The 20,706-nt window shown below is 48.0% G+C and carries 22 protein-coding genes; 10 read left to right on the forward strand and 12 right to left on the reverse strand.

Features of this window, described 5'->3' with window-relative positions; translation table 11 throughout:
* Positions 1-146 precede the first annotated feature (146 nt).
* Positions 147-1,256 (reverse strand): Gx transporter family protein, encoded by a 1,110-nt coding sequence (locus SPIBUDDY_RS04865; RefSeq protein ID WP_013606645.1) that lies wholly within the window; start codon positions 1,254-1,256, stop codon positions 147-149.
* Positions 1,243-1,620 carry a NusG domain II-containing protein gene (locus SPIBUDDY_RS04870; RefSeq protein WP_013606646.1) on the reverse strand — a complete coding sequence of 126 codons (378 nt, stop codon included), beginning with the start codon at positions 1,618-1,620 and terminating at the stop codon, positions 1,243-1,245. Before SPIBUDDY_RS04870 ends, SPIBUDDY_RS04865 begins: the two co-directional genes overlap by 14 nt.
* Before the next feature lie 225 nt (positions 1,621-1,845).
* Between SPIBUDDY_RS04870 and SPIBUDDY_RS04875 the strand changes: the two genes are divergently transcribed.
* The 3 genes from SPIBUDDY_RS04875 to SPIBUDDY_RS04885 are packed head-to-tail and all read left to right on the forward strand — an operon-like array spanning position 1,846 to position 4,791.
* Positions 1,846-2,571 (forward strand): response regulator transcription factor, encoded by a 726-nt coding sequence (locus SPIBUDDY_RS04875; protein WP_013606647.1) that lies wholly within the window; start codon positions 1,846-1,848, stop codon positions 2,569-2,571.
* A 3-nt stretch (positions 2,572-2,574) separates the two neighbouring features.
* Complete coding sequence (locus SPIBUDDY_RS04880; protein ID WP_013606648.1) at positions 2,575-3,294, forward strand: response regulator transcription factor; 720 nt, start codon at positions 2,575-2,577, stop codon at positions 3,292-3,294.
* Positions 3,295-3,297: 3 nt separating this feature from the next.
* Positions 3,298-4,791 (forward strand): sensor histidine kinase, encoded by a 1,494-nt coding sequence (locus SPIBUDDY_RS04885; RefSeq protein WP_013606649.1) that lies wholly within the window; start codon positions 3,298-3,300, stop codon positions 4,789-4,791.
* Here the strand turns inward: SPIBUDDY_RS04885 and yfcE are convergent.
* The gene (gene yfcE, locus SPIBUDDY_RS04890; protein WP_013606650.1) at positions 4,781-5,320 is read right to left on the reverse strand and encodes a phosphodiesterase; all 540 of its coding nucleotides are present in this window, start codon (positions 5,318-5,320) and stop codon (positions 4,781-4,783) included. The two genes, SPIBUDDY_RS04885 and yfcE, sit on opposite strands and share 11 nt — an antisense overlap.
* Positions 5,321-5,592: 272 nt before the next feature.
* Here yfcE and SPIBUDDY_RS04895 point away from each other — a divergent pair, with 272 nt between their 5' ends.
* The 3 genes from SPIBUDDY_RS04895 to SPIBUDDY_RS04905 all read left to right on the forward strand — a co-directional run bounded on the left by SPIBUDDY_RS04895 (position 5,593) and on the right by SPIBUDDY_RS04905 (position 9,226).
* The gene (locus SPIBUDDY_RS04895) at positions 5,593-6,657 is read left to right on the forward strand and encodes a hypothetical protein (RefSeq protein WP_013606651.1); all 1,065 of its coding nucleotides are present in this window, start codon (positions 5,593-5,595) and stop codon (positions 6,655-6,657) included.
* 590 nt (positions 6,658-7,247) lie between these two features.
* The gene (gene ltrA / locus SPIBUDDY_RS04900) at positions 7,248-8,666 is read left to right on the forward strand and encodes a group II intron reverse transcriptase/maturase (protein ID WP_013606652.1); all 1,419 of its coding nucleotides are present in this window, start codon (positions 7,248-7,250) and stop codon (positions 8,664-8,666) included.
* Positions 8,667-8,785: 119 nt separating this feature from the next.
* Positions 8,786-9,226: a DUF1801 domain-containing protein gene (locus SPIBUDDY_RS04905; RefSeq protein WP_013606653.1), complete on the forward strand. Its 441-nt coding sequence runs from the start codon at positions 8,786-8,788 to the stop codon at positions 9,224-9,226.
* Positions 9,227-9,229: 3 nt separating this feature from the next.
* On the opposite strand, the gene SPIBUDDY_RS04910 is transcribed toward SPIBUDDY_RS04905, so the two are convergent.
* Genes SPIBUDDY_RS04910 through SPIBUDDY_RS04935 form a run of 6 tightly spaced genes read right to left on the reverse strand, consistent with a single transcriptional unit; the run spans position 9,230 to position 15,002 of the window.
* A complete protein-coding gene (locus SPIBUDDY_RS04910; protein WP_013606654.1) occupies positions 9,230-10,045 on the reverse strand; it encodes a MurR/RpiR family transcriptional regulator in 816 nt (271 codons plus the stop codon).
* A 42-nt stretch (positions 10,046-10,087) separates the two neighbouring features.
* Entirely contained in the window at positions 10,088-11,134 is a 1,047-nt protein-coding gene (locus tag SPIBUDDY_RS04915; RefSeq protein WP_013606655.1) for an SIS domain-containing protein, read from the reverse strand.
* Between the two features lie 2 nt (positions 11,135-11,136).
* Positions 11,137-12,021, reverse strand: coding sequence for an ROK family protein (locus SPIBUDDY_RS04920; protein WP_013606656.1), 885 nt, complete (start codon positions 12,019-12,021; stop codon positions 11,137-11,139).
* On the reverse strand, positions 12,018-12,866 hold the full coding sequence (locus tag SPIBUDDY_RS04925; protein WP_013606657.1) for a carbohydrate ABC transporter permease: 849 nt from the start codon (positions 12,864-12,866) through the stop codon (positions 12,018-12,020). Before SPIBUDDY_RS04925 ends, SPIBUDDY_RS04920 begins: the two co-directional genes overlap by 4 nt.
* Before the next feature lies 1 nt (position 12,867).
* The gene (locus tag SPIBUDDY_RS04930; protein WP_013606658.1) at positions 12,868-13,743 is read right to left on the reverse strand and encodes a carbohydrate ABC transporter permease; all 876 of its coding nucleotides are present in this window, start codon (positions 13,741-13,743) and stop codon (positions 12,868-12,870) included.
* Positions 13,743-15,002, reverse strand: coding sequence for an extracellular solute-binding protein (locus SPIBUDDY_RS04935; protein WP_013606659.1), 1,260 nt, complete (start codon positions 15,000-15,002; stop codon positions 13,743-13,745). The genes SPIBUDDY_RS04930 and SPIBUDDY_RS04935 overlap by 1 nt, the downstream gene beginning before the upstream one ends.
* Before the next feature lie 405 nt (positions 15,003-15,407).
* On the opposite strand from SPIBUDDY_RS04935, the gene rsgA reads away from it, so the two are divergent.
* The 4 genes from rsgA (at position 15,408) to SPIBUDDY_RS04950 (ending at position 17,385) form a co-directional block, all read left to right on the forward strand.
* Entirely contained in the window at positions 15,408-16,505 is a 1,098-nt protein-coding gene (gene rsgA / locus SPIBUDDY_RS04940) for a ribosome small subunit-dependent GTPase A (RefSeq protein WP_013606660.1), read from the forward strand.
* Positions 16,492-16,803 (forward strand): RNHCP domain-containing protein, encoded by a 312-nt coding sequence (locus SPIBUDDY_RS04945; protein WP_013606661.1) that lies wholly within the window; start codon positions 16,492-16,494, stop codon positions 16,801-16,803. The genes rsgA and SPIBUDDY_RS04945 overlap by 14 nt, the downstream gene beginning before the upstream one ends.
* 130 nt (positions 16,804-16,933) lie before the next feature.
* On the forward strand, positions 16,934-17,107 hold the full coding sequence (locus SPIBUDDY_RS16145) for an SHOCT domain-containing protein (protein ID WP_013606662.1): 174 nt from the start codon (positions 16,934-16,936) through the stop codon (positions 17,105-17,107).
* Between the two features lie 11 nt (positions 17,108-17,118).
* Positions 17,119-17,385: an SHOCT domain-containing protein gene (locus SPIBUDDY_RS04950; protein WP_013606663.1), complete on the forward strand. Its 267-nt coding sequence runs from the start codon at positions 17,119-17,121 to the stop codon at positions 17,383-17,385.
* 111 nt (positions 17,386-17,496) lie between these two features.
* Here SPIBUDDY_RS04950 and SPIBUDDY_RS04955 read toward each other — a convergent pair whose 3' ends face one another.
* From SPIBUDDY_RS04955 to SPIBUDDY_RS04965, 3 genes are all read right to left on the reverse strand, one after another.
* Positions 17,497-17,919, reverse strand: coding sequence for a hypothetical protein (locus SPIBUDDY_RS04955; protein WP_013606664.1), 423 nt, complete (start codon positions 17,917-17,919; stop codon positions 17,497-17,499).
* 366 nt (positions 17,920-18,285) lie between these two features.
* On the reverse strand, positions 18,286-20,484 hold the full coding sequence (locus tag SPIBUDDY_RS04960; RefSeq protein WP_155816063.1) for a heavy metal translocating P-type ATPase: 2,199 nt from the start codon (positions 20,482-20,484) through the stop codon (positions 18,286-18,288).
* Positions 20,481-20,684, reverse strand: coding sequence for a heavy-metal-associated domain-containing protein (locus tag SPIBUDDY_RS04965; protein WP_013606666.1), 204 nt, complete (start codon positions 20,682-20,684; stop codon positions 20,481-20,483). Before SPIBUDDY_RS04965 ends, SPIBUDDY_RS04960 begins: the two co-directional genes overlap by 4 nt.
* Between the last annotated feature and the right edge of the window lie 22 nt (positions 20,685-20,706).

Genomic DNA, 20,706 nt, shown 5'->3' on the forward strand with positions numbered 1-20,706 from the left:
TCAAGGGGATTTAAAAGATTACAGGATTAAATAAGAAAAAAGAAATGCACTCAATCTGTATTGAATGCATTTAAAAGTAATGAATATGATAAAAATGATTAATTAATATTCTAAAATTCTTTTAAAATATAGTAGATGTAATATTACTACAAGAACTTGCTACTTAATGCTACTACCAGCACAAGAACGGTTCCCAAAGAAAAGAGGGATGTGTTGATTGCTCTTTTTTGCTTGCGGGGTACTGTAATGGTTTCTTCTCGCATTGCAGCACGCATGAGAGCTTGGTCCACACGCTCAGTCAAATTCCCTTTGGTATCGCGGAACGAGGTGGAGAGGATGCTAAAGTAAGCGAGGGTGAGCAACAGAATTGCCCCAGCTTTTCCCCGTATTTTTGGATTGCTTGCCACCAGACATTGGCTGGCTGCAAGCAGGCTCATCAGACGCAGGGCTTTCTGCAGGGCAAGGATGAGTGAACCTTCGGTGAAGGCGACAGATCCAAGGGAAAAGAGTACTTTGCCATTGGGTTCGAAGAGACTGAGCAGAACAAGGGAGAGAAGGAGCATCGCCGGCGGTAGCAGCCGTAGTTTCCTGCCTGAGAGTAGTTGCAGCACGTACATCAGAGCCGTAACCAAGGCAAGAAAAGCCAGTCCTTCGGTTGTGATGACAGCTGCTACGCAGAGCAGGCTTGCGACGGTTACCCAAAGGTAGTGTTTTGCCTCCTCGGTCAGGGGGATGGCAAGTTCAAACTGCTGATCAGAGAGTGCCTTGGGCAGACTGCCTTTTTGCAGATACAGCTCGGAGAGCAAGCCCAATACAAAGCTGGACACCAAGCCGAGGGTGAGCATCAACGGGGCAGCGACCCAAATGGAAGGGCCGTAGGCCACCAGCGATGCCACCTCCAGCTGGGCAAGATTGCTGACGAAGGCTCCTGCAAGGCTGCATCCGACCAAAGACACGTTGCCCTTGAGCAATACTTTCAATGCTTTCATGACCAAGCCGCTTGAGAGGGTTCCGGCAAGTGAGATGAAGAAGAGGTAGGAAAACAGTGTTCCAGAAACCATACCCTGACCGATTGCCTTGAGTAGTAGAACGATGGAATATGCCTTGAGACTGAAAGAGTCGAGGATGATCAAAAGCGGCAGGTTGGCAAGGCCAAGCCTGAGGAAGGGAAGAGGCTTGGGTATGAGGTACTCCAACGTGGAGAGCAACAGGGTGACCGCTGCTACAAAGGCAATTTTTCGCTCAGTTCGTGACATCGTCCACCTCCTTGTCCCCTTCTGTTTCACCAACGATGGTCAAAAGGACTTGGTTGGGTAGGCATGCGATCCAGCTTCTTTCGCTGAAAATGGGCCTCTGCTGGGTGCAGCTCTTGGTTGGGCATGCAGAGTCATGGATGTGGGCTTTGCCGTCCTCGATGAGAATATGGGTATCACCAAGCGGGCCTTGGACGTGGATTTCCCGGTCGGTTGCCAGGGAGTACCGGTAGGTGCTGTCGTGGGTTTGCACCTGCAGGTATCCACTGCCGCCGCCAAGGGTGTTGCTGCTGATCGCCAGGATTGCAGCAATACACAGGCCAAGGATGATTGCGTCGGTGAGCAACGTGGCTAAAGAGCGTTTCATGGGATGCAGTGTAGCGTGGACGGAAGTGGTTTTCAATATGGGGTAGCAAGGAGTATTTCTTCACCCTCATGGGTGGTCCGTGAAGTATGTGGGTGAAATGGGTTTAATTTGACAGTTGATTCACACTATGCTTATTATGATTAGGTATTGTGAAGATACTGTGTAGTAATGTGTTGACTAATCACAAACGCTTGTCAAGCGAACGAAGGTATGGTGATGTAATTTATGAAAGTGATCTATGTTGTTGATGGCAGTGTAGAGGATCGGGAAGGGATTAAGCAGTACCTTGAATTATCAGGGTATGAGGTACAGGCCTATGAGGATTTGCACGGGGTGCAGATGGCAATTTCCCGCCAGAGCCCTGACTTGCTTCTGTTGGATGTACAGTTGCCTGACGGCGATGGATTCAACTTTTTGAAAAAGTTGAAGCAGTCGTTCATGTTTCCGGTAATTTTTGTGACAGGCAGGGTTGCTGAGAGTGATAGGATTCTTGGGTTCGAGCTGGGTGCCGATGACTATGTCTGCAAGCCGTTCAGTTCGAAGGAACTGGTGCTCAGGGTGCATGCCCTGTTTCGTAGGATTGACGTCAGTGTTTCGGCGTTCCGTAGCGGTTCGACCTGGACACTTGGCAATTCGGTTTTGCAGCTCGATGAGGTTTCCCACCTGTTCAATGTCGATGGGCATCAGGTTCCCCTTACTGCTGCTGAGTGGAGGATTATGAGCTATTTGGTAAGCAACAGTGGCATTCTCATTACCCGGTCCCAGATTCTGGAGCACTGTTTTGACTATAGCTTCGAGTCCTATGACAGAATCGTCGATACCCATGTGAAGAATATGCGGGCGAAAATGGGGCCTCTTGGTTCGCAGTGGATCGAGACGGTGCGTGGATATGGATACCGATTCGCCGGTAAGAGTACATCCGGCAAGCCGGGCAGTGAAGCCCAGGATTAAGCTATGACAGACAAGAAACAAGAGAACACTGAGCTGATTTATATAGTAGAAGACCATGAAGTTATCCGCGAGGGGGTGCGTCAGTACCTTGAACTCTCAGGGTATGCAGTACGGGGGTTTGCCAATTTGAAGAGTGCCAGGGAGGCGTTCGCCACCCAGACACCATCCTTATTGATTCAGGATGTGATGCTGCCCGATGGTGATGGGTTTGCTTTTGTGAAGCAATTGAAGGAAAAGACCGATTGTCCGGTAATTTTCATGACCGCCCGAACCGAAGAGAGCGACCGCATCCTCGGCTTTGAACTGGGTGCCGATGACTATATTTCCAAGCCGTTCTCCCCAAAAGAGCTGGTGCTCAGGGTGCAGGCAGTCCTCAGGCGTTACCGTAACGGCAGTTATGAAATCAGCGATGGCCTATTGTATGTCGGGGAGCATTGGATGAGTTTTGATGAGCAGGACCATCGTTTGGTTGTCGATGATGGAGAAATTGTGCTTACTGCTGCCGAGTGGAGAATTCTTGAGTATTTGGTCCAGAATTCCCATCACTTGGTTTCACGATCCCAGATTCTGGAAGAGTGTTTCGACTATTCGGTTGAATCGTATGAGCGGGTGGTAGACACCCATATCAAGAACATCAGATCAAAGCTCGGTGACGGGCCTTGGATCGAGACGGTTCGCGGCTATGGCTACCGCTTCATCGGCCATGAGAAAGAAAGAACATAAGGTATGAGAAAGCAGTTTGTCCGACTATTTCTAAGTTTTGTATTGGTGGTAGCCGTTGTGCTGGGCATACAGGGTTTTGTCGTGCTGTTCAGCCTGCAAAACCAACGTGCTTCTTGGACTGAGTCGGTGTTCCAGGAGTACCTGAATACGTTTACTGCCAATCTGAAGGTTGGGCTTTCCAGCCGTCCGTCCTCGTTCATTGCCATTGAACAGGTTTTACTTGCTTCTGCCGATGACCGGGTCAGCGGCCTGTACATTCGTAATCCCGATGGGACGGTAGCCGTCGCCTATGGCAATACCAGCGCTGGCAATTCACTGCCCATCCCCAGGGAGCGGGATGTCGAGCCGGAGAGACCTCCGATGCATCATGATATGCCTCTTGCCCAGGAGGAGATCGGAGAGCAAGGCTTTACTTCCTCTGTTATGCATAGTGATGTGTATGTGGTGAAGATTCTTCAGTCCGGCTCGGTTACTTCACTGTTGGTAAACAAGCAGTCCGAGCGCCAGAAGCAGACTATTCTGTTGCCTCCTCAGGTGAAAGCCAACGATATCGCTGGAAGCTTGGTGATTATGTACAACAATGAGGTATTGGGATCAGTCGATGTGCTGACCTATACTCCCTTTACCTATAAGAATACCGGTCGGATGTTCAAGGGTTTGCTCTATCCCTTCCTTTGGGCCATGCCGTTTGCTTTCCTTATTGCCCTGTTGATGGCAGCTTCTGTTTCCAGGCGCAGCCAGCGGTATACCAGTGGAATCCAGAAAGCTCTTCAGTTGCTTTCCAATGGGGAGAACGGAGTCCAGCTTCCACGAACCAATATTGATGAACAGAAGGTTATTAATGATTCAATCGAGCAGTTGGATGAGAACTTGCTACTCAACAAGGTGAGCAGGCAGGCCTGGCTGAGAAGCATCAGTCATGACCTCAATACTCCGGTTGCCAGTATGAAGTTGTTGCTCGATGGTATTGCCGATGGAGTGTTTCCGGCCAATGAGCAGACGCTTTCCAAAATCAAGAGGGAGAATGAAACACTCTCTGAGCGGATAGCTTTAGTTTCGCTGTATGCAAATCTCCAAAGTCCCGACACAAAAGCCACACAAAGGGAGCTCGATGTTTCCTCGTTCATCCAACAGGTGCTGGGCACCTTTTCTGAGGAACAGAAAGATCGGATATTCCTGGATGCCAATGATGCTCTTCTGATAGCTGACCAGAGACTACTTACCTATGCGTGTAAGGCGCTTTTGCTGAATGCCCTGCAGGCAAGCGATGAGTCGGTAGGGTGGGCGATCGGGGAAAACAGTATGACGTTCACCAATACGGGTCACTTGGCCGAGGGTATCGATTTCTTCGAACCCTGGACCAAGGGAGACAGCAGCCGTGGTACTGCGGGAAGCGGATTGGGCCTTCCAATCGTCAAGCAGGTGATGCGCCTGCATACTGGTTCTGCGACTATTGAACAACGAGAGAATACGGTTATTGTAAATCTCAAATGGTGAGGCTCATAAGGGCTGTACCTGAAAAGTCGTAGATTGTGAAGGTTTTGTCTACTAGTAAGCAGTAGGAGGCGGGATAGCCGCCTTTTGGTATGGCTACCGAGCCAGGGTTTATGTATACCAATCCATCCTTCTCTTCTGCTACCGGAATATGAGTATGCCCACTTATTACAATAGTCCCTGAAGAGAGTGGTGGAAGCGGTTTGTGGCCATGGTGAAGGTAGATCATACGCCCATCCAACTGCTGTAAGTACATGATTGCACTGTCTGAAAGTACGGGAAATTCCAGGACCATTTGATCCACTTCAGCTTCACAATTTCCTCTCACACAAATTAACGATTCTTTAACACTATTTTGTAGCCTACTCGTTTCTTTTGGGTTATACTCACAGGGAAGGTCATTTCGGGGGCCATGATAGAGCAAGTCCCCAAGCAGTATAAGCTTGGTGGCTTTGGATGATCGATAGACTTCTAGAAGCTTATGCATTGCATATGCACTTCCATGAATGTCTGAAGCAAAAAGGTATATCATACTTATATGATACTAAAATCGGTTATGTACGGCAATGTTATTGACAAAGTAAAAGATATTGTCTTTGTAACCTTCTCGCCAATCACACAAAGTGGGTTTGTGCACACAAACCACACACATTTACCTAAAAACCACACATGTACTCAAATAAACACTCACTACCATCACACTAATCCATCATTCCTACAAGGCTTGTCCATTCTACTCACAAAGTGCATCAGCATACTGATGTTACAAATAAACTCTCACGCAAAAAAATGGAGATTTACGTCATGAAGAAAAAGTTTGTATTGACTCTGGCGCTGGTTCTCATGGTTGCAGCTACCTTAGTTGCATTCCCAGTTGAATTCACAGGTTCTATTAAAGCTGGTTACACTTTAACCTTTGATCCGGTTAAATTCGTAGCAGCAAACACACCTGAGATTAACATCGACGCCCTTTCTGTTACTGGTGATTTCTGGAAGGTTGCAGTTGCCGGTGGTACTCTTGCATTCGATACCGATAATGCTATCAAGGGCACTGTGAGCATCTATCTGGACAAGGCACTTGCCGAACAGGGTGTTGACATGGGCGATCTTACCCTTACCGTTTCTCTTGGTAACAAGAGTACTGTAAGTGGTCTCCATGTATATACCGATCCCAACGCTTCTGTTGGTGACAATGGTTACAGAGTACGTCAGAAGGGCGCCTATTCCACTGAAGTTCAGGTTGGTTATGGTTCCATGCTGACTGCTAGCGTTTCTGTTGATCCGACCGACAAGACCAACAAGCCCTTCCAGATTAGTGCAAAATCCACTCCTGTTGATGGGATTTCCGCTGCTGTTGCTTACACCAACTATGCAGAGAATAAGTTCAGAAAAGTTGCGGCTGCAAACTCCTATTCTTTGGACACCACAACTGGTTTTATTGTTGCGAAGACAGATAATACCACTAATCCTGTTGATGCAGACGGTGCTATCGGTGGGTCTGTTGCTGTAGACGTAGCTGCCCTTGTTGACCTCGACTTTGGTTTGAGTGTATCTGCAATTGACACTTACTTCCTCGGTTTTGAAGAGAACTACTTGCTCGCTGGTGTCAAGGCTTCTTACGAAGACATCGCAGCTTATGCTGAGTATCAGCTCTTTGATGGAACCAGCAACCTTATTGCTAAGGTTTCCTATGCTGGTATCGAGAATGCCAACGTATATGGAAAGCTGACTCTTGCTGACCTCAGCAATTCTGCTGCAACCATCGGCTTTGGTGGTGATTACACCATGGGTGGCGTGACCTATGCTCTTGATGCAGAATATGCAGCCAAGGCTCTGTCACTCACTCCTTCTGTAAAGGTTTCTTTCTAAGCTAACATTTCAACTTTACCTTACAAGTGGCCCATCGTTGATGGGTCACTTTTTCGTTTGCCCAGCATGGGCAATACTAGGTGGTGAAAGTCCACTGTGGGTGCGGTACTACCAAGGGGTAGAACCACTAGCTCAAGGCAAGTGCAAGCATGTGAGTGCTTGTGTGAAGGAAGCCGACGGCAAAGTCCCGAGCCAACGAACAGAAACCGGATACAAGGCCGGTTGACAGGATGAGTCCGCGAAAAAGTGACGAAATCCAACCGCGAAGTCAACAGGTAAATCCAGTGGCCGCATGGGATGAAAGTTATTGCCATTAACTGGGGAGGTCTGCGTCCTGTCCTCTAGCCTGCAATATCGGTGACGATGGGGACAAGGCACATGGAGGGTCAAAGCAACATGTGCTGTTCGGCCGCAGAAGTCAGCAGAGGTCATAGTAGCGGCATCGGAATGACGTGAAGGACCGAACGATTGAACGCTCTTGAGAGCGAAAACGCCAACCCGTTGCAAAGGGGGGAAGAGAAGATTGCGGGAAAATAAACCAAGCGACCGACTCGGAACCTGTATTTGTACAACAGGGGAGGAAGGAAACTATGACAAGAGAAGGCATGGCAGCGCCGAACACCACGCTTTGTGAGAAGCTCGTTTCCGATGACAACCTGACCAAGGCCGCCAAGAAGGTCAGGTCCAACAACGGGGCGCCAGGCGTTGACGGCATACTGGCCGAAGATGCATTGGCGTACCTGCTGAAGAACCAGGAAAGGATTGTCAGCGAGATTATCACGAGGAAGTACAAGCCGAGTCCTGTGAGAAGGGTGGAAATACCCAAGGCAAACGGCAAGAAGAGACTGCTGGGCATCCCAACCGTAAGGGACAGGATAGTCCAGCAAGCGATGGTACAGGTGCTGACACCAGTGTTCGAGCCGACATTCTCGGACTTCAGCTTCGGCTACAGGCCGAACCGGAGTGCAGAGGATGCGGTGAGGCTCGCTCAGCTCTACATGTCCGAGGGCTACAACCACGTTGTGGATCTCGATCTCTCCCAGTTCTTCGATACCGTAGACCATGACATCCTCATGGGTCTGGTGGACAAGGACATGGAAGACAAGGACATCAGAAGGCTAATCTTCGTATTCCTCAAGGCGGGAGTGATGGATAGGGGAAAATTGGAGAAAACCGAGCTAGGTGTTGGCCAGGGAAACCCATTGAGCCCACTGCTGGCAAATGTATACCTGACGCCGTTTGACAAGGAAATGGAGAAAAGAGGGCTCAGATTCGTCCGCTATGCCGACGATTGCCAACTTTTCACCAAATCCGACTACGCGGCGGCGCGTGTGATGAAGAACGCAACGAAGTATCTGGAAGGCAAGCTGAAGCTGAAGGTGAATGTCGAAAAGACAGAAGCCAGAGAAGCTGAAGGGTCCTGTTTTCTAGGATTCACCTTCATCACCCTGGGAAGCAAGGAAAATGGAAGAGGGGTGTGCAGACCAAGGGATAAGAAAACCGAGAGTCTCAAGGGGAAACTCAAGGAGATAACCAAGAGGAACCGAGGAGTGCCGATACATCAGGTAATCACGGAAATAAATGAAACCATGTTGGGTTGGCTTGCCTACTATGCACGGGGAAATATCCTATCTTGGCTGATGAAGGAACTCCTCCCTTGGCTGAGAAGAAGGATACGGCAATACCTGTGGAAGATTTGGAAGACTGGCAAAAGTCGGAAAAGACACCTCAGGAAAGCCGGAGTACCCGAACGGCAAATCAAAACGATAACAGGATGGTCATCACGTAGCTACTGGAAAATGAGCCTCGTGTTGGGTCGACTGATTACTAACGAGAGGCTGACAGAGTACTTCGGATTGCGGGACTTCGAGGGCATCCTCAGAAAATGGCACAAGAAGAGAATGGAGCGTGACTATGAGCTCGTCTTCAATGACTACCTGTGTAGGCAGTATGGAGAGGAGCAGGAGACAAGGTTGCTGATGGACGTATATTCATGTGTCAATTGGTAATGTCGTTTGATTGAACCGCCCGGTACCGAACGGTATGCCGGTTGGTGTGGGAGGTTGGGACCGTGAGGCCTCTGCCTACCCGATTATCTATCTGGTATACTCATTGCAAGGAGCATCCCATGACAACCACTGCCACAACCGTCCAAGACTTTCTAGCTTCCTTGACAATTGAACAACGCTCAGTGATCGACCCTGTGCGCTCAACGATCCTCTCCCATCTCCCCTCAGGCTTTGTAGAAACCATCAACTGGGGCATGCTTAGCTATGAGATACCCTTGGAATTGTATCCCAACACCTACAACAAAAAGCCATTAAGCTATATTGGCTTGGCAGTACAGAAGCAGTATTACTCTCTCTATCTCATGCCAGCCTACATGGATCAGAATGTGTATCAGACGTTGATGAATGCCTTTGAGAAGGCAGGCAAGAAGCTCTCCATGGGAAAGTCTTGTATTCGCTTCAAGAAAGTAGAAGATCTCCCCCTGGAACTGATCGGGTCCATTATAGCTTCTCATACAGTAGAATCGTTCATTGCAGCCTATGAGAAAACAAGAGGATGATAGCTACATCTGTTTCTTGGAAACTGAATCGTAGGTGGTTTTTAACGAATTTCTGACCTGTTGAGAGGTATCGTAGAGGTAATTTGTCAGAACCTCTATCAGGAAATAGAAGGGAAGGCGTGTACCCAGTTCCGCTTCCAAGGCTGGGATTCTGATAGCTGTTATGAGAAACAAATCAGAGAGCTTCACCAATGGTGATTTTACATGGTTGGTGAAGGAAATCACCTTAGCCTTTACTTTCTTTGCAACATTGACCGTATCCAGGATTTCATTTGTGGTTCCTGAAAAGGAGAATACAAAGACTACATCCTCTTCGTTAAGAAGAGAAACCCGATAGGATTGCATATGATTATCTGCATCGAGGCTGGTATTATCGAATCCCATTCTAAGTAATCTGTAGGCGAACTCCTCAGCCATAGGAAAGGAGCCTCCAAAGCCCAACAATACAATCTTTCTCGCTTGTATGATGGCATCAGCAATATCGATGATGGTCTGATCATCAATATTGCGCATGGTCACATTCAACTGTTTGAAAACAAGTTTCCTATAACTACCTAGAAGAGAATTCTCTTCCAGGTCGGATTTTTGTTGTCCATTTGGATTCTCTGTTGCCAGGCGGATTTTGAAATCCTGAAAGCCTTCGCAACCAATCTTCTTGCAAAATCGAATAATGGAACCATATCCTACCTTGCTCTCCTCAATCACTTCAGTAATGGTCTTGAAGATGATATTGGGATTGTTGTGGATATAGGCAATGAGCTTCCTTTCGGTAGCACTAAACTGGTTGCTTTGGCTTTCAATGATGTCAGTAATTAACATTCGCACACCTTGCTGTGAATATGTAGTGTTTATTCGTATTGGTTATTCAGTCGTTGTTACCTTACTACCATAACGGGGGATGCCTGTATAGGGGTTTTTCGAGCATGCAAAGGTTATCATGAGAGCCTGAAAGGCACTCATCATCCCTAAAGCAGCAAGAATGTCATCCCCACTGGGAAATCTCACTGTAACCGATCTCTCCAGCGCTTTGTAGGAAGATGCATCAAATACCACGATTGAGAAACCTGCTCTTTTCGCTAATTCCTCAAAACTACTAGATAATTGACCCAACGGACCGTCCTGACGGAAGAGTACCAAGGCAGTATCGGAGCTTAAAATTTCTGTAGGGCCGTGACGCAACTGTCCTGATTCAAGACAAAGTACCGCTTTGCGGCTCAGTTCCTCACAGCCAAGTGCGAACAAGTGAGCAAGTGGACTGAAGAGACTTCTTCCTGTTGCCACCACATTTCCTGCCTGGATAATCAAGCCCAATGCCTTCTCGAGGGACTCTATCGTCTCAGGTCTATTCTGGAGGGCTCTCAGGACATCTTTCTTGCTACCCAGCCCTAGAGCGGAACAGGCGCTTGCCATAATAGCAATTGTTAATGTAACACTCCGTGTTCCTGCAAACGCTTTTTCCTCCCCGCCTGCAGCAACCAAGGCATTGGTTTTTCTGCCGATGGTACTATTTGCATTAAGAGTTATGCTGAACAGTTGATTTCCCTCAAGAAGGGAGAGACATCTCACCGTTTCGACTGACTCTCCCGATTGACTGGTCAGAAGGATGGGAGCCTTTCCGAAGGGAAGTGGATCATACAAGTATTCAGAAGCGCTTATTGCAAGCGCTTGAACACCAAGCTTTCTCAGTTGCAAAGCAAAAAGCTCGTTAGCATAATGAGAGGCTCCCATGCCCAACAACAACAAAGCATTACTGGCCTTAATGGCCTTTGCTAATTCTCTGATACCTTCCTTGGCTGAATCAAGGCTTTCCACTGCATCACCGACTTGCCTATCCATTTCAGCAAGAATGGCCTGCACCCCACTGTTGTCCTGCAGCAAGCAGGCATACTTTTCAATCATCGCACGCATGTTCATCTCCCTTCATTTCTATAAGCCATCAATGCAGCACCAAGACTGCCTGCCCGTGAGCCGGCGATACAAGGTTCGAGCTTGGTTCTTCCATAGACCGGAAGAAAAGCATCGAGTCTTTCTTGGACTGCTTGTAGTACATAGGACTCAAAAAACCGCTGCATACCACCCCCGATATAGACACACGTAGGATGGAAAAGCGTCGCCAATGTGCTGACTGCGTCACAAAGAGCGGTTTCCAATGCATCAGCAAACAAACTATCTTTGGTTTGCATAAGCTCTTCGGCAGTACAACCATATTGCAGGAGGGCATGTTTATTGATGCCAGTGCCGGATAGGATGTGCTCCATGCAGTTGTTTCGGCCACAATAACAATAATCTTGGGCAAAAACGCTGGTGGTAATATGCCCGATTTCTGGGTGGATGCCCCCAGGAATTCTGAATAGTTCGCCTTCCATCCGGACCGAGACACCTACTCCTGTCCCAAAGGTGATCATAAGCGTATTCTCCGGTGCAGGAGCGTGCTGGAATACTTCCCCGATATGTGCTGTATTCGCATCGTTGTCGACCAGTACAGGAACCTTGCAAGCTTTGTTCAATAGGTCGCTGATACTATGTCCTTCCAAGCCGGGTAACGTATACGGGTTCTCAATCACCCCGCTGCGATAATCTACGGGACCGGTACAACCGATACCGATACCAGCCAAATTGGCATTGCATGCTTTGATATGTTTTGTGATGGTATCGTCACACGTTTTTACAAAAGCTTCGATCCCTCGTTCTGAATTTGTAGCAAAGGAGGACTCAAAACAAATTTGGGCCTCCTCATTCAGGCCAAGTACTTTGACCGAGGTTCCTCCGATATCCAAACCGACATAGACACTCATTCTTTCACTCCACCTTGTACCAAGCCTCTGATTAAGGCACGTTGGAAGAGAATTCCAATAAGAACAGGAGGAGTGGACGCAATAACGCCACCGGCAGCAACCAGGTTGTAGTTCGATTGCCTACCTGAAGCAAGGTTTGCGATGACCACCGGCAGGGTGATAGCTTCCTTGCTGCTGGTAAAGAGCAGTGCATAGAAGTACTCATCCCACGCCATAATCAAGGCAAGTAGACCTACCGTACCTAAGGCAGGCAGCAACAGAGGCATGACGATCAACATGATTCGTTTGACTACTCCCGCCCCGTCTATGATCGCAGACTCCTCCAATTCATACGGTATGGAGTCGATATTCTCCTTGATCAGCCACACGCAGAAAGGAAGGACGATGGTGCAGTATACAAGCGCAAGGGATAGGGAGTTGTCCAACCAACTCATGCGAGTCAGCATACGATACAACGGAAGTGCATATGCCACCGGTGGCAGCATGAATGTGAATATGGCTACCGTGAGCACAATACTTTTCTTTCCCGGATAGCGGGACAGCACCCATGAAGCCGGGACTGTTACCAACAAGGAAATGAATACAGCAACGAAAGCTGTGGTGAGGCTGTTGCGCAAAGCGTTCACAAAAAGCTCTCCTCTGCTGTTGATGCCCATCGTCAAGAGGTCCTTGTAACTGGAAATATCCACCTTGGAAGGAATCCACCGCAAGGGCTTTTGGGTCAGGTCATTTGCACTACTGAAGGACATGATGATCAACCAAATAAAGGGCGCAAGCAGGTATATAACCAAACAGATGACTGCGAGGTAGAGGAGTGTTGTATAAAGAGGTTTTCGCTTCAGCATATTATCGCTCCTTCCTCGATATGTTACGCAAATAGAAGGCAATGAGAATCATGATCAAACAGACCATGATGATTGCATACGCAGCGCCTGAACCCATACGGGAGTTCGTAAACGCTTCCTGGTAGACGAATATGCTTCCCGATCGGGTCTTGTTTGCAGGTCCTCCCTTGGTCATGACATAAATAATATCGAAGACCTTCACAGCCTCGATGATTCTCAGTACCAAAGCAACTTGAAGGGAGGGAATCAAATGGGGGAGAGTAATGTAGCGAAAACGCTGCCATGCATTCGCTCCATCAATTTTGGCCGCTTCAATTTGGCTGTCTGAGAGGGATTGAAGCGAGGCAAGTGCGATCATGGCAACCAAGGAAAAGTTTTTCCAGACATCGGCGAACATGACTGAGCCTAATGCCTTGTCTGCACTTCCCAGCCAGCTGACATATTTCTCGATGAAACCAAATTGAAACAACAGGGAGTTCAAGGCCCCATACTCGGGATTGTAGATAAGCCGCCACATAATGGCATTCACCGTGGTGGGTACTGCCCAAGGAAGGATTAAGAGAGCCCGCACGAGATTCCTTCCTCGAAAGGGTTCGTTCAGCAAAAGCGCCACACTGGTTCCTAAAACCATTTCGGATGAGACCACCACCAAAGCAAAGAGAGCGGACACTTTCAATGCATCAAGAAACCCCTGGGTTTTAATGCCGGTGATGAAATTCTCAAATCCTACAAACATAGGTTTTGTGACATCCATCAGCTGGGAATCAGTAAAGCTGAGTATAAAGGTTTGTATGAGCGGCCACCCGATAACTGCTCCCATGACAAGAATCATGGGAGCGAGCAACAGGGAATACCATCGTGTTCCCCGGATAGCCATTACTTGAGTCCTTTTACCATTTGTACAGCATCACTCAGAGCCTGTTTGGGTGTTTTCTCTCCATACAATGCAGTCTGGATATGCTGCTGGAAGATTGCACTAACTTCCTGATAATTTGGAACGCTTGGCCTGACATTCATGATGGAGAAAGCTTTCTTTGCTGCTGCCACCAAATCGGTTCGTCCAGCTTGGATAGCAGGATCATCATAACTTGCAGACCACACAGGAAGCTGCAGATTGGAGTAGGTGTCCTGCACTTCCTTACTGGAGAGGTACAGAATGTATGCCAACGCTTCCTTGGGATTCTTGGATTTAGATAGCACCGAGAGTCCCATGGAACCACTCATTGCAGCAGAATCCTTAACTCCCTTTGATCCGGGAAGGACCATGATCGCTACATCTTCCTTCTTCAGCTTGCTCTCAGCAGGATCACTGGCCAAGGCATACATATAGCCCCAGTTGAGCGTGAAGGCTGCATCACCAGTAGAGAATACACGACGTACATCCTCTTCAAGGTACTCAAGGGAGTTGGGATTCAAGAGTCCTTCCTGCTTGAGTGCAACGAGGAACTCAAGTGCTTTAACTCCACTGGTATCAAGAATGTAATTACCTTGAGCATCCTGGAAAGAACCACCAAAGGCTTCCAGGAAGTTCGAATACACGCAAATCAAAGCTTCGGCTTGGGCGAGACTGAATACAAAGGGATATTCAACTATGTTCTTTGCCTTCAGAGCACGACCCATCTCAACCATCTCTTCCACGCTCTTCGGGGCGCTTGCATACCCAGCAGCTTTCAGCATGGTGGGGTTATAAAAAAGATACATGGTATCCAAGAACCAGGGAAGACCTACTACTTTGCCTTTCTTGGTAGTAAAGTTCCATCCGCCGGCAAGTACTCCGTCACGATAGAGCTGAGGAATATTCGCTGTGATGTCGGTGAGCATTCCTTTGCTGTCGTATTCGGTGAACCAAATATCGTCCACCAGTACTGCATCGTAGGAGTTGTTCGAGCCATAGGCGAGCAGAGTCTTATTCCTGAGTTCCTCATACGGAACAAACTCCGTATACACCTTGACGTTCGGGTTTGCCTTCATGAAGTCTGCAGTCATGTCATTGACGTTTTGTTCAGAGTAGGCTGCTTGAGCCATTCCCAAAAACCTGAGTTCAATCATCTCGTTTGGGGCACTCTCTTTGGTTCCAGCACCAAACATTGGAAGCAGGCAGAATAAGCAGAGCAATACTACGAAACCTTTTCTCATGTGTTCCTCCTTGCATAGGATATTGATAGTTCCTATGCGTTTCCTTTTGTTTGTAGTATCGAACGGGTTGCTTGAAAAATCAAGGATAAAATATCCATAAAAATTATAAGTGTGGATATTAGATACATTTCGACTAGAGGTGTTTTCTCTCGTTAACTCATTTGGCTTATAGGACGAATGCTTGACGAAACTGAGGAATTGGATTTACAGTAGCGCATAGTCAATTACGTACATGGAGTTTGGATGTTACACTCAAATCTGGATTCGGTGATGCAACCCCGGTAAACGGTGTTGTGTAAGCCTTCTAGAAAAGAATCTTTCTGAAAGAACCATCAACACCCGTTCCGGGGCAATCCTACCAAACAGCGGTAGGCTGTTTTGCATATCTTAGCCGGACGGATAACCATGAATACAAATTTTGAATCTTTAACTTCTCTTTTCATCTATGGATGGAATGAATATCTCTCAAATGCTTTCTTGCCATATCAAAACCAAGGCTACATCCCTCTACGCATCAACAGGGAAGGGCGTGGTTTGTTTTGGGGAACTGATGGGCAGCAGCAACTGCTTCTCGAACGTTCAGGCACCTTTCAGAACATGCAGGACCTTGGTATACAACCATCCCCGGTAGTAGGTGATTGGTGTGCCGTACAGCCATATGCTTCAGACCGTGGTCTTATTGAAGCCGTGCTTCCAAGAGGGACTACCTTTCATAAACCCGTAGTGCATGAACAATACGGCATAGAAGGGGAAGCTTTGGCTGTTGTAGCCAATGTCGAATTTGGTGCTATCGTGATGGATGCAGTACACGACTTCAATCTGCGTCGCATCGAACGGTTTGTATCGCTCTTGCATGCTGAAGCAATCCAGCCACTGCTGATACTCACCAAGATTGATCTTCTAGAAGAACCAGAGAGCTATCGAGCGCGAGTGCTTAGCAGGTTTCCCGACCTTCCAGTATTCCTTGTCGATTCTCTTTCTGCTGTTGGCATCCAACAGTTGCTTTCCTATCTTCAGCCCACTACAACCCTCATGTTGATCGGCCTGAGTGGGGCTGGCAAGTCAACATTGCTCAACTGTCTGAGCAACGCGATGGTAGCCAAGACTGGTGAGGTAAGGGCTCAGGATGGACGAGGGCGGCATACCACCACCAGCAGGCAGCTGTATCTACTCCCCAATGGTACCATTCTTATCGACACACCAGGACTAAGGGCTGTGGGGATGAACAGCAACTCAGGTGATGTAGAAGAATCCTTCTCTGACATCTATGCATTGGCTCAAGGGTGCAAATTCTCCGACTGCACGCATACAGGAGAACCCGGGTGTGCAGTGCAAGCAGCTCTGCTTGCAGGGGAGATCGAACAAGACCGGTTCCTCAATTTCTTGGAACTTCGGGGCGAAGCGCAAAGCTATGAGGAAATTATGGCAAGGCGCAAGCAGAAGGACAAAGCCTTGGGGAAGTTGCTCTATCACTATCGAAGAGGATCACATGAGTATGACTGAGTCGGATGATTTTATCTGCGTTCATTGCGGTATGCCTGTCAGTGGCTTGGCATGGGGTACCAAGCACCGCAATCATTGTCCACATTGCCTGCATAGCAGGCATGTGGATATGAGACCGGGTGACAGAGCATGTTTGTGTAAAGGGGAGATGCAGCCAATTGCATTGTGGCAGAAGGCTGATGGAGAACTCATGATTCTCCATCGCTGTCAAACCTGCGGGATGATCAAGGCAAACAGAGCAGCAGGAGATGATAACCTTCTGGCTTTACAAGCGCTGTTGCCGAGGATTGTTGGATAAAGCTTGTTTGGATGTGAAGATATGTGGAGTTTTGTGAAAGCCTATTGAATTGCTATTCATTACCATTGACCTATTGTCATTCTCTTCTCATACTGTGTATATACCCTAGAAAGGTAGTAGGAGTTTATGTATGATGTTGATTTTTACCGTCCTTATTCTCTTTGCCGCGTACTACTTCATGAAAAACCGGAATTCTGTTGTGCCGGTGAAACAACTGACTACGTTGGAAATCTTAAAAAGACGCTATGCCATGGGAGAGATTTCTAGAGAACAATATTTGGTAATGCTTAAAGAATTTGAGTAGGAGGATAGAGAATGTTTCACACTATGTTTTGGAATACCGGAAGATTAGCAGGTCCTTGTTTTGGGTATGGTTGGTCAGGCGGTATGCCATGGGTAATGGGCTTAGCCTCGCTTGCCCTGGTTGCTGCTCTAGTCCTTTCCATTATCGCCATTGTCAGAACTTCCAAGGGCAAGAAGAAGGATAATTCTTCTGAGGCTCTCACCATTATCGGTCAGCGCTATGCCAAAGGCGAGTTGACCAAGGAAGAGTATGAGGCAATAAAGAAAGATCTGCTATAAGAGCTAGATACTAAATTAGGTCCCCTCATAGCAACGCAATTGTTTTGCATTGCCAATGAGGGGACTTTATTATACGACTGGGTTGAGATGTAATTCCGGTAGACGCATTCGTCAAATTGGTTGGAATACTCCCTGAGTGAAGGTTTTGCCGTTCAAAGGTCCAGTTCCTATGCAAGTCATACTCAATTTGTTGTTGTCCAAAGTGAATGAAATGGTGATTGTTAAATCTAAACCTGAAGTGTCATTATTATCTATGGAAGAATCATCTGCATTATAATCATAGGTTCCAGTTAACACCCCATCCTGATAGGTTCCGTCACCCCAGCACCAGTACGAATACGTACCATCTTCCCATCCGATATCAGCACCGGTGGCATCGGTGAGAATGAAGGCCGTAATTGCCGTATATCCTCCTTGGTCGGGGAAATTCCAAGTGCCTTCTAGCTCCTCAACCGTGAATGATGAACCATCCTTACACCCGACAGCCAAACCAAGCAATGTAACTGCTAGTAATACCAGTACTATCTTTTTCATACCCTAATTCCTCGTTGCTATGCATCTTTGGCTACGCACATGTGCAGCCTCCATGTCCTTGTACCAAGAAATGGTAATTGAGATAGGTGGATTATGAAGATGGTTTTCCTTTGGAGAAACGGTGGCGAGGGTCTGAAAGCGTGTTACTCCGGTTGTTGCATTAAAGCTTTCATTACCTTGTCTTTGAATGGTTTATGTATGCCTTGTGACGATGGATGGAAAGATGTAGTACATAGTTGCCTCCAGACACATCCGTGTATCTGTAGTATAAATTATGGAGGCAGGAATGCAAGAGGAGAGCCTCTTTACTAAGAAAAACCCCTTGGATTGCTCCAAGAGGTTTCATTGTTCGTATGCCTGTTTCTGTTACTTGAACCTATTGAGCCTCAGTGCATTGAGTACTACACACACACTGGACATCGACATGGCAAAGGCAGCAAACATCGGACTGAGCTGAGGACCACCAAAAAGAGTAAATACTCCAGTTGCAAGTGGAATGCCCAGAATGTTATAGAAGAATGCCCAGAAGAGGTTCTGGTGGATGTTGCGCATGGTAGCTTTGGAAAGCTTGATCGCCTTGGTGACATCCTGCAAGTTATTGCGAACCAGCACCACATCGGCAGTCTCTCTGGCAACATCGGTAGCACTTCCAACCGCAATGCCGATATCGGCCTTTGCCAAGGCAGGTGCATCGTTGATGCCATCTCCAACCATGGCCACCTTGCCTTGTTTTGCATAAGACGCTATGGCTTCCTCCTTCTGTCCGGGAAGTTGGCCGGCAAGGTAGGAGTCAACGCCAGCTTCTTTGGCAATAGCCTTAGCCGTGCGCTCATTGTCCCCGGTGAGCATAATGGTTTTCATCCCCAGTGCCTTAAGCTCGGCAATGGCTTGTTTTGTCTCCTTTCGAAGCGTATCGGCCACAGCGATGATACCGATGAACTCGGTATCGTTAGCCACCAGAAGGGGAGTCTTACCCTGGTCCGAAAGCTTGGCAAGCTCCTCTGTGCTTACCTTGCTGATTGTGATGCCATTCTCCTCCATCAATGCTGTATTGCCGATGCGTATGATTGAAGTGCCGAGTTTTCCCTGTATACCGCGACCGACCAAAGCCTCAAATTCCTGAACTTCTGTCAGTTGGAGTCCTTCTTCCTTCGCCTTGGACACTACAGCGCGTGAGAGCGGATGCTCGCTGCTCTGTTCAAGACTAGCCGCGAGTTGAAGCATCTTCCTTGGGTTGGTTGCGATAACGTCAGTTACCTTGGGCTTACCCTCCGTCAGCGTGCCCGTCTTGTCGAACATAACCGTTTCGACCTGCTTCAGCTGTTCAATGGCAGCGGCATGACGGAAGAGAATCCCCAGTCTTGCACCTTTGCCCGAAGAAACCATAATGGCTATCGGAGTGGCTAGGCCCAAGGAACATGGACAGGCAATGACCAGCACGCTCACAGCCCTGAGAATGGCGATGTCGATCGCTGTTCCTGCGAGTATCCAAGCAATGAGGGTGAGTACTGAAATGCCCATGACAATCGGGACAAACACCCCGGAGATTTTGTCGGCAACCCTGGCGATGGGGGCCTTGGAACCCTGAGCCTGTTGCACCAAGGTAATGATATTCGCCAGCGCAGTATCAGAACCTACCTTGCTCGCCCTATATTGCAATACTCCTGTGGTATTGAGCGTTGCGGCATAGACTTCGCTGCCCAGGCTCTTTTCCACCGGAAGGCTCTCTCCGGTAAGCAGTGACTCATCGATTGCCGAGAAGCCGGAGAGTACTACACCGTCGACAGGCAGCTTCTCTCCGGGCTTGACCATGACAATATCATCGACCTGAACCTGGCTTGCATCAATGGTAACCTGTTGTCCTTCACGCAGGACTGTGGCGGTAGCGGGAGCAAGCTCCATGAGCTTTCGGATAGCCTCTCCCGTTCTGCCTTTGCTGCGATGTTCAAGATACCGGCCAAGCATCACCAACGTGATGATCGTTCCCACTCCCTCGAAGTAGAGATGATCGTGAGCAACCATATGGTTGCCCCTGAGGATCTCGAATATTCCCCAGAAGCTGTACAGAAAGCTTGCCGTCGTTCCGATGGCAACCAGGCTGTCCATGTTCGGCTCGCGCTTGATCAGGGTGGTAAATCCCTTGGTGAAGAACGCAGAGCCTGCGACCATCGTACCTGCGGCAAAGGCCAACTGCAGCAACGCATTCGTCAGATGGGAGATGGGAAGCTTGAGACCGAGCATCGGTCCCATCGCCAACACCAAGAGGAAACCGGTCAGGATGGCTGAAATGAGCAAGCGATGCCCAAGCGTAACCAAATCACGCTTCTTTTCCTCTTCCTTGGTTGTATAATCAACTGCCTCTACGACAGAATAGCCAATTTTCTGCACGGCTTTCTTGATACCATCCAAATTCAGATTGGACTCATCGAAGGCAATGGTTGCTGTTTCCGTAGCAAGATTGACCTGGGCTTTTTCCACTCCCTGTAGCTTGTTCAGCGTTCGCTCAACAGCCGAGGAGCAGGAAGCACAGGTCATGCCACCAATTCCTACCTGTATTTCTTTCACTCTTTCACCTCAAATCCAATTTCGACGATTAAGCGCTTTGCTTCTTCAATGGTCTCTTCCTTGGCATGCTTGATTACTACTTTGCCGCTTTTTGCATCGGCCTTCGCATTCTGTATATCCTCAATCTGATTCAATGCATTGACCATTCTGGTCTCACAGCCATTGCAATGCATCCCTTCGGTGATCAGTGTAGTTTTCATAGTCTCTCATTCTCCTTGTTCC

The sequence above is a fragment of the Sphaerochaeta globosa str. Buddy genome (genome assembly GCF_000190435.1).
Classification (GTDB): Bacteria; Spirochaetota; Spirochaetia; order Sphaerochaetales; family Sphaerochaetaceae; genus Sphaerochaeta; species Sphaerochaeta globosa.

Excerpts from the sequence above, each read along its gene's own strand:
- SPIBUDDY_RS16145 (WP_013606662.1), top strand. The coding sequence starts at position 16,934 with ATGATGTTGATTTTTACCGTCCTTATTCTCTTTGCCGCGTACTACTTC.
- SPIBUDDY_RS04875 (WP_013606647.1), top strand. The coding sequence starts at position 1,846 with ATGAAAGTGATCTATGTTGTTGATGGCAGTGTAGAGGATCGGGAAGGG.
- SPIBUDDY_RS04880 (WP_013606648.1), top strand. The coding sequence starts at position 2,575 with ATGACAGACAAGAAACAAGAGAACACTGAGCTGATTTATATAGTAGAA.
- ltrA (WP_013606652.1), top strand. The coding sequence starts at position 7,248 with ATGACAAGAGAAGGCATGGCAGCGCCGAACACCACGCTTTGTGAGAAG.
- SPIBUDDY_RS04935 (WP_013606659.1), bottom strand. The coding sequence starts at position 15,002 with ATGAGAAAAGGTTTCGTAGTATTGCTCTGCTTATTCTGCCTGCTTCCA.
- SPIBUDDY_RS04865 (WP_013606645.1), bottom strand. The coding sequence starts at position 1,256 with ATGTCACGAACTGAGCGAAAAATTGCCTTTGTAGCAGCGGTCACCCTG.
- SPIBUDDY_RS04905 (WP_013606653.1), top strand. The coding sequence starts at position 8,786 with ATGACAACCACTGCCACAACCGTCCAAGACTTTCTAGCTTCCTTGACA.
- SPIBUDDY_RS04895 (WP_013606651.1), top strand. The coding sequence starts at position 5,593 with ATGAAGAAAAAGTTTGTATTGACTCTGGCGCTGGTTCTCATGGTTGCA.
- SPIBUDDY_RS04950 (WP_013606663.1), top strand. The coding sequence starts at position 17,119 with ATGTTTCACACTATGTTTTGGAATACCGGAAGATTAGCAGGTCCTTGT.
- SPIBUDDY_RS04915 (WP_013606655.1), bottom strand. The coding sequence starts at position 11,134 with ATGCGTGCGATGATTGAAAAGTATGCCTGCTTGCTGCAGGACAACAGT.
- SPIBUDDY_RS04870 (WP_013606646.1), bottom strand. The coding sequence starts at position 1,620 with ATGAAACGCTCTTTAGCCACGTTGCTCACCGACGCAATCATCCTTGGC.
- SPIBUDDY_RS04910 (WP_013606654.1), bottom strand. The coding sequence starts at position 10,045 with ATGTTAATTACTGACATCATTGAAAGCCAAAGCAACCAGTTTAGTGCT.
- SPIBUDDY_RS04885 (WP_013606649.1), top strand. The coding sequence starts at position 3,298 with ATGAGAAAGCAGTTTGTCCGACTATTTCTAAGTTTTGTATTGGTGGTA.
- SPIBUDDY_RS04945 (WP_013606661.1), top strand. The coding sequence starts at position 16,492 with ATGAGTATGACTGAGTCGGATGATTTTATCTGCGTTCATTGCGGTATG.
- SPIBUDDY_RS04930 (WP_013606658.1), bottom strand. The coding sequence starts at position 13,743 with ATGGCTATCCGGGGAACACGATGGTATTCCCTGTTGCTCGCTCCCATG.
- yfcE (WP_013606650.1), bottom strand. The coding sequence starts at position 5,320 with ATGATATACCTTTTTGCTTCAGACATTCATGGAAGTGCATATGCAATG.
- SPIBUDDY_RS04920 (WP_013606656.1), bottom strand. The coding sequence starts at position 12,021 with ATGAGTGTCTATGTCGGTTTGGATATCGGAGGAACCTCGGTCAAAGTA.
- SPIBUDDY_RS04955 (WP_013606664.1), bottom strand. The coding sequence starts at position 17,919 with ATGAAAAAGATAGTACTGGTATTACTAGCAGTTACATTGCTTGGTTTG.
- SPIBUDDY_RS04925 (WP_013606657.1), bottom strand. The coding sequence starts at position 12,866 with ATGCTGAAGCGAAAACCTCTTTATACAACACTCCTCTACCTCGCAGTC.
- rsgA (WP_013606660.1), top strand. The coding sequence starts at position 15,408 with ATGAATACAAATTTTGAATCTTTAACTTCTCTTTTCATCTATGGATGG.
- SPIBUDDY_RS04965 (WP_013606666.1), bottom strand. The coding sequence starts at position 20,684 with ATGAAAACTACACTGATCACCGAAGGGATGCATTGCAATGGCTGTGAG.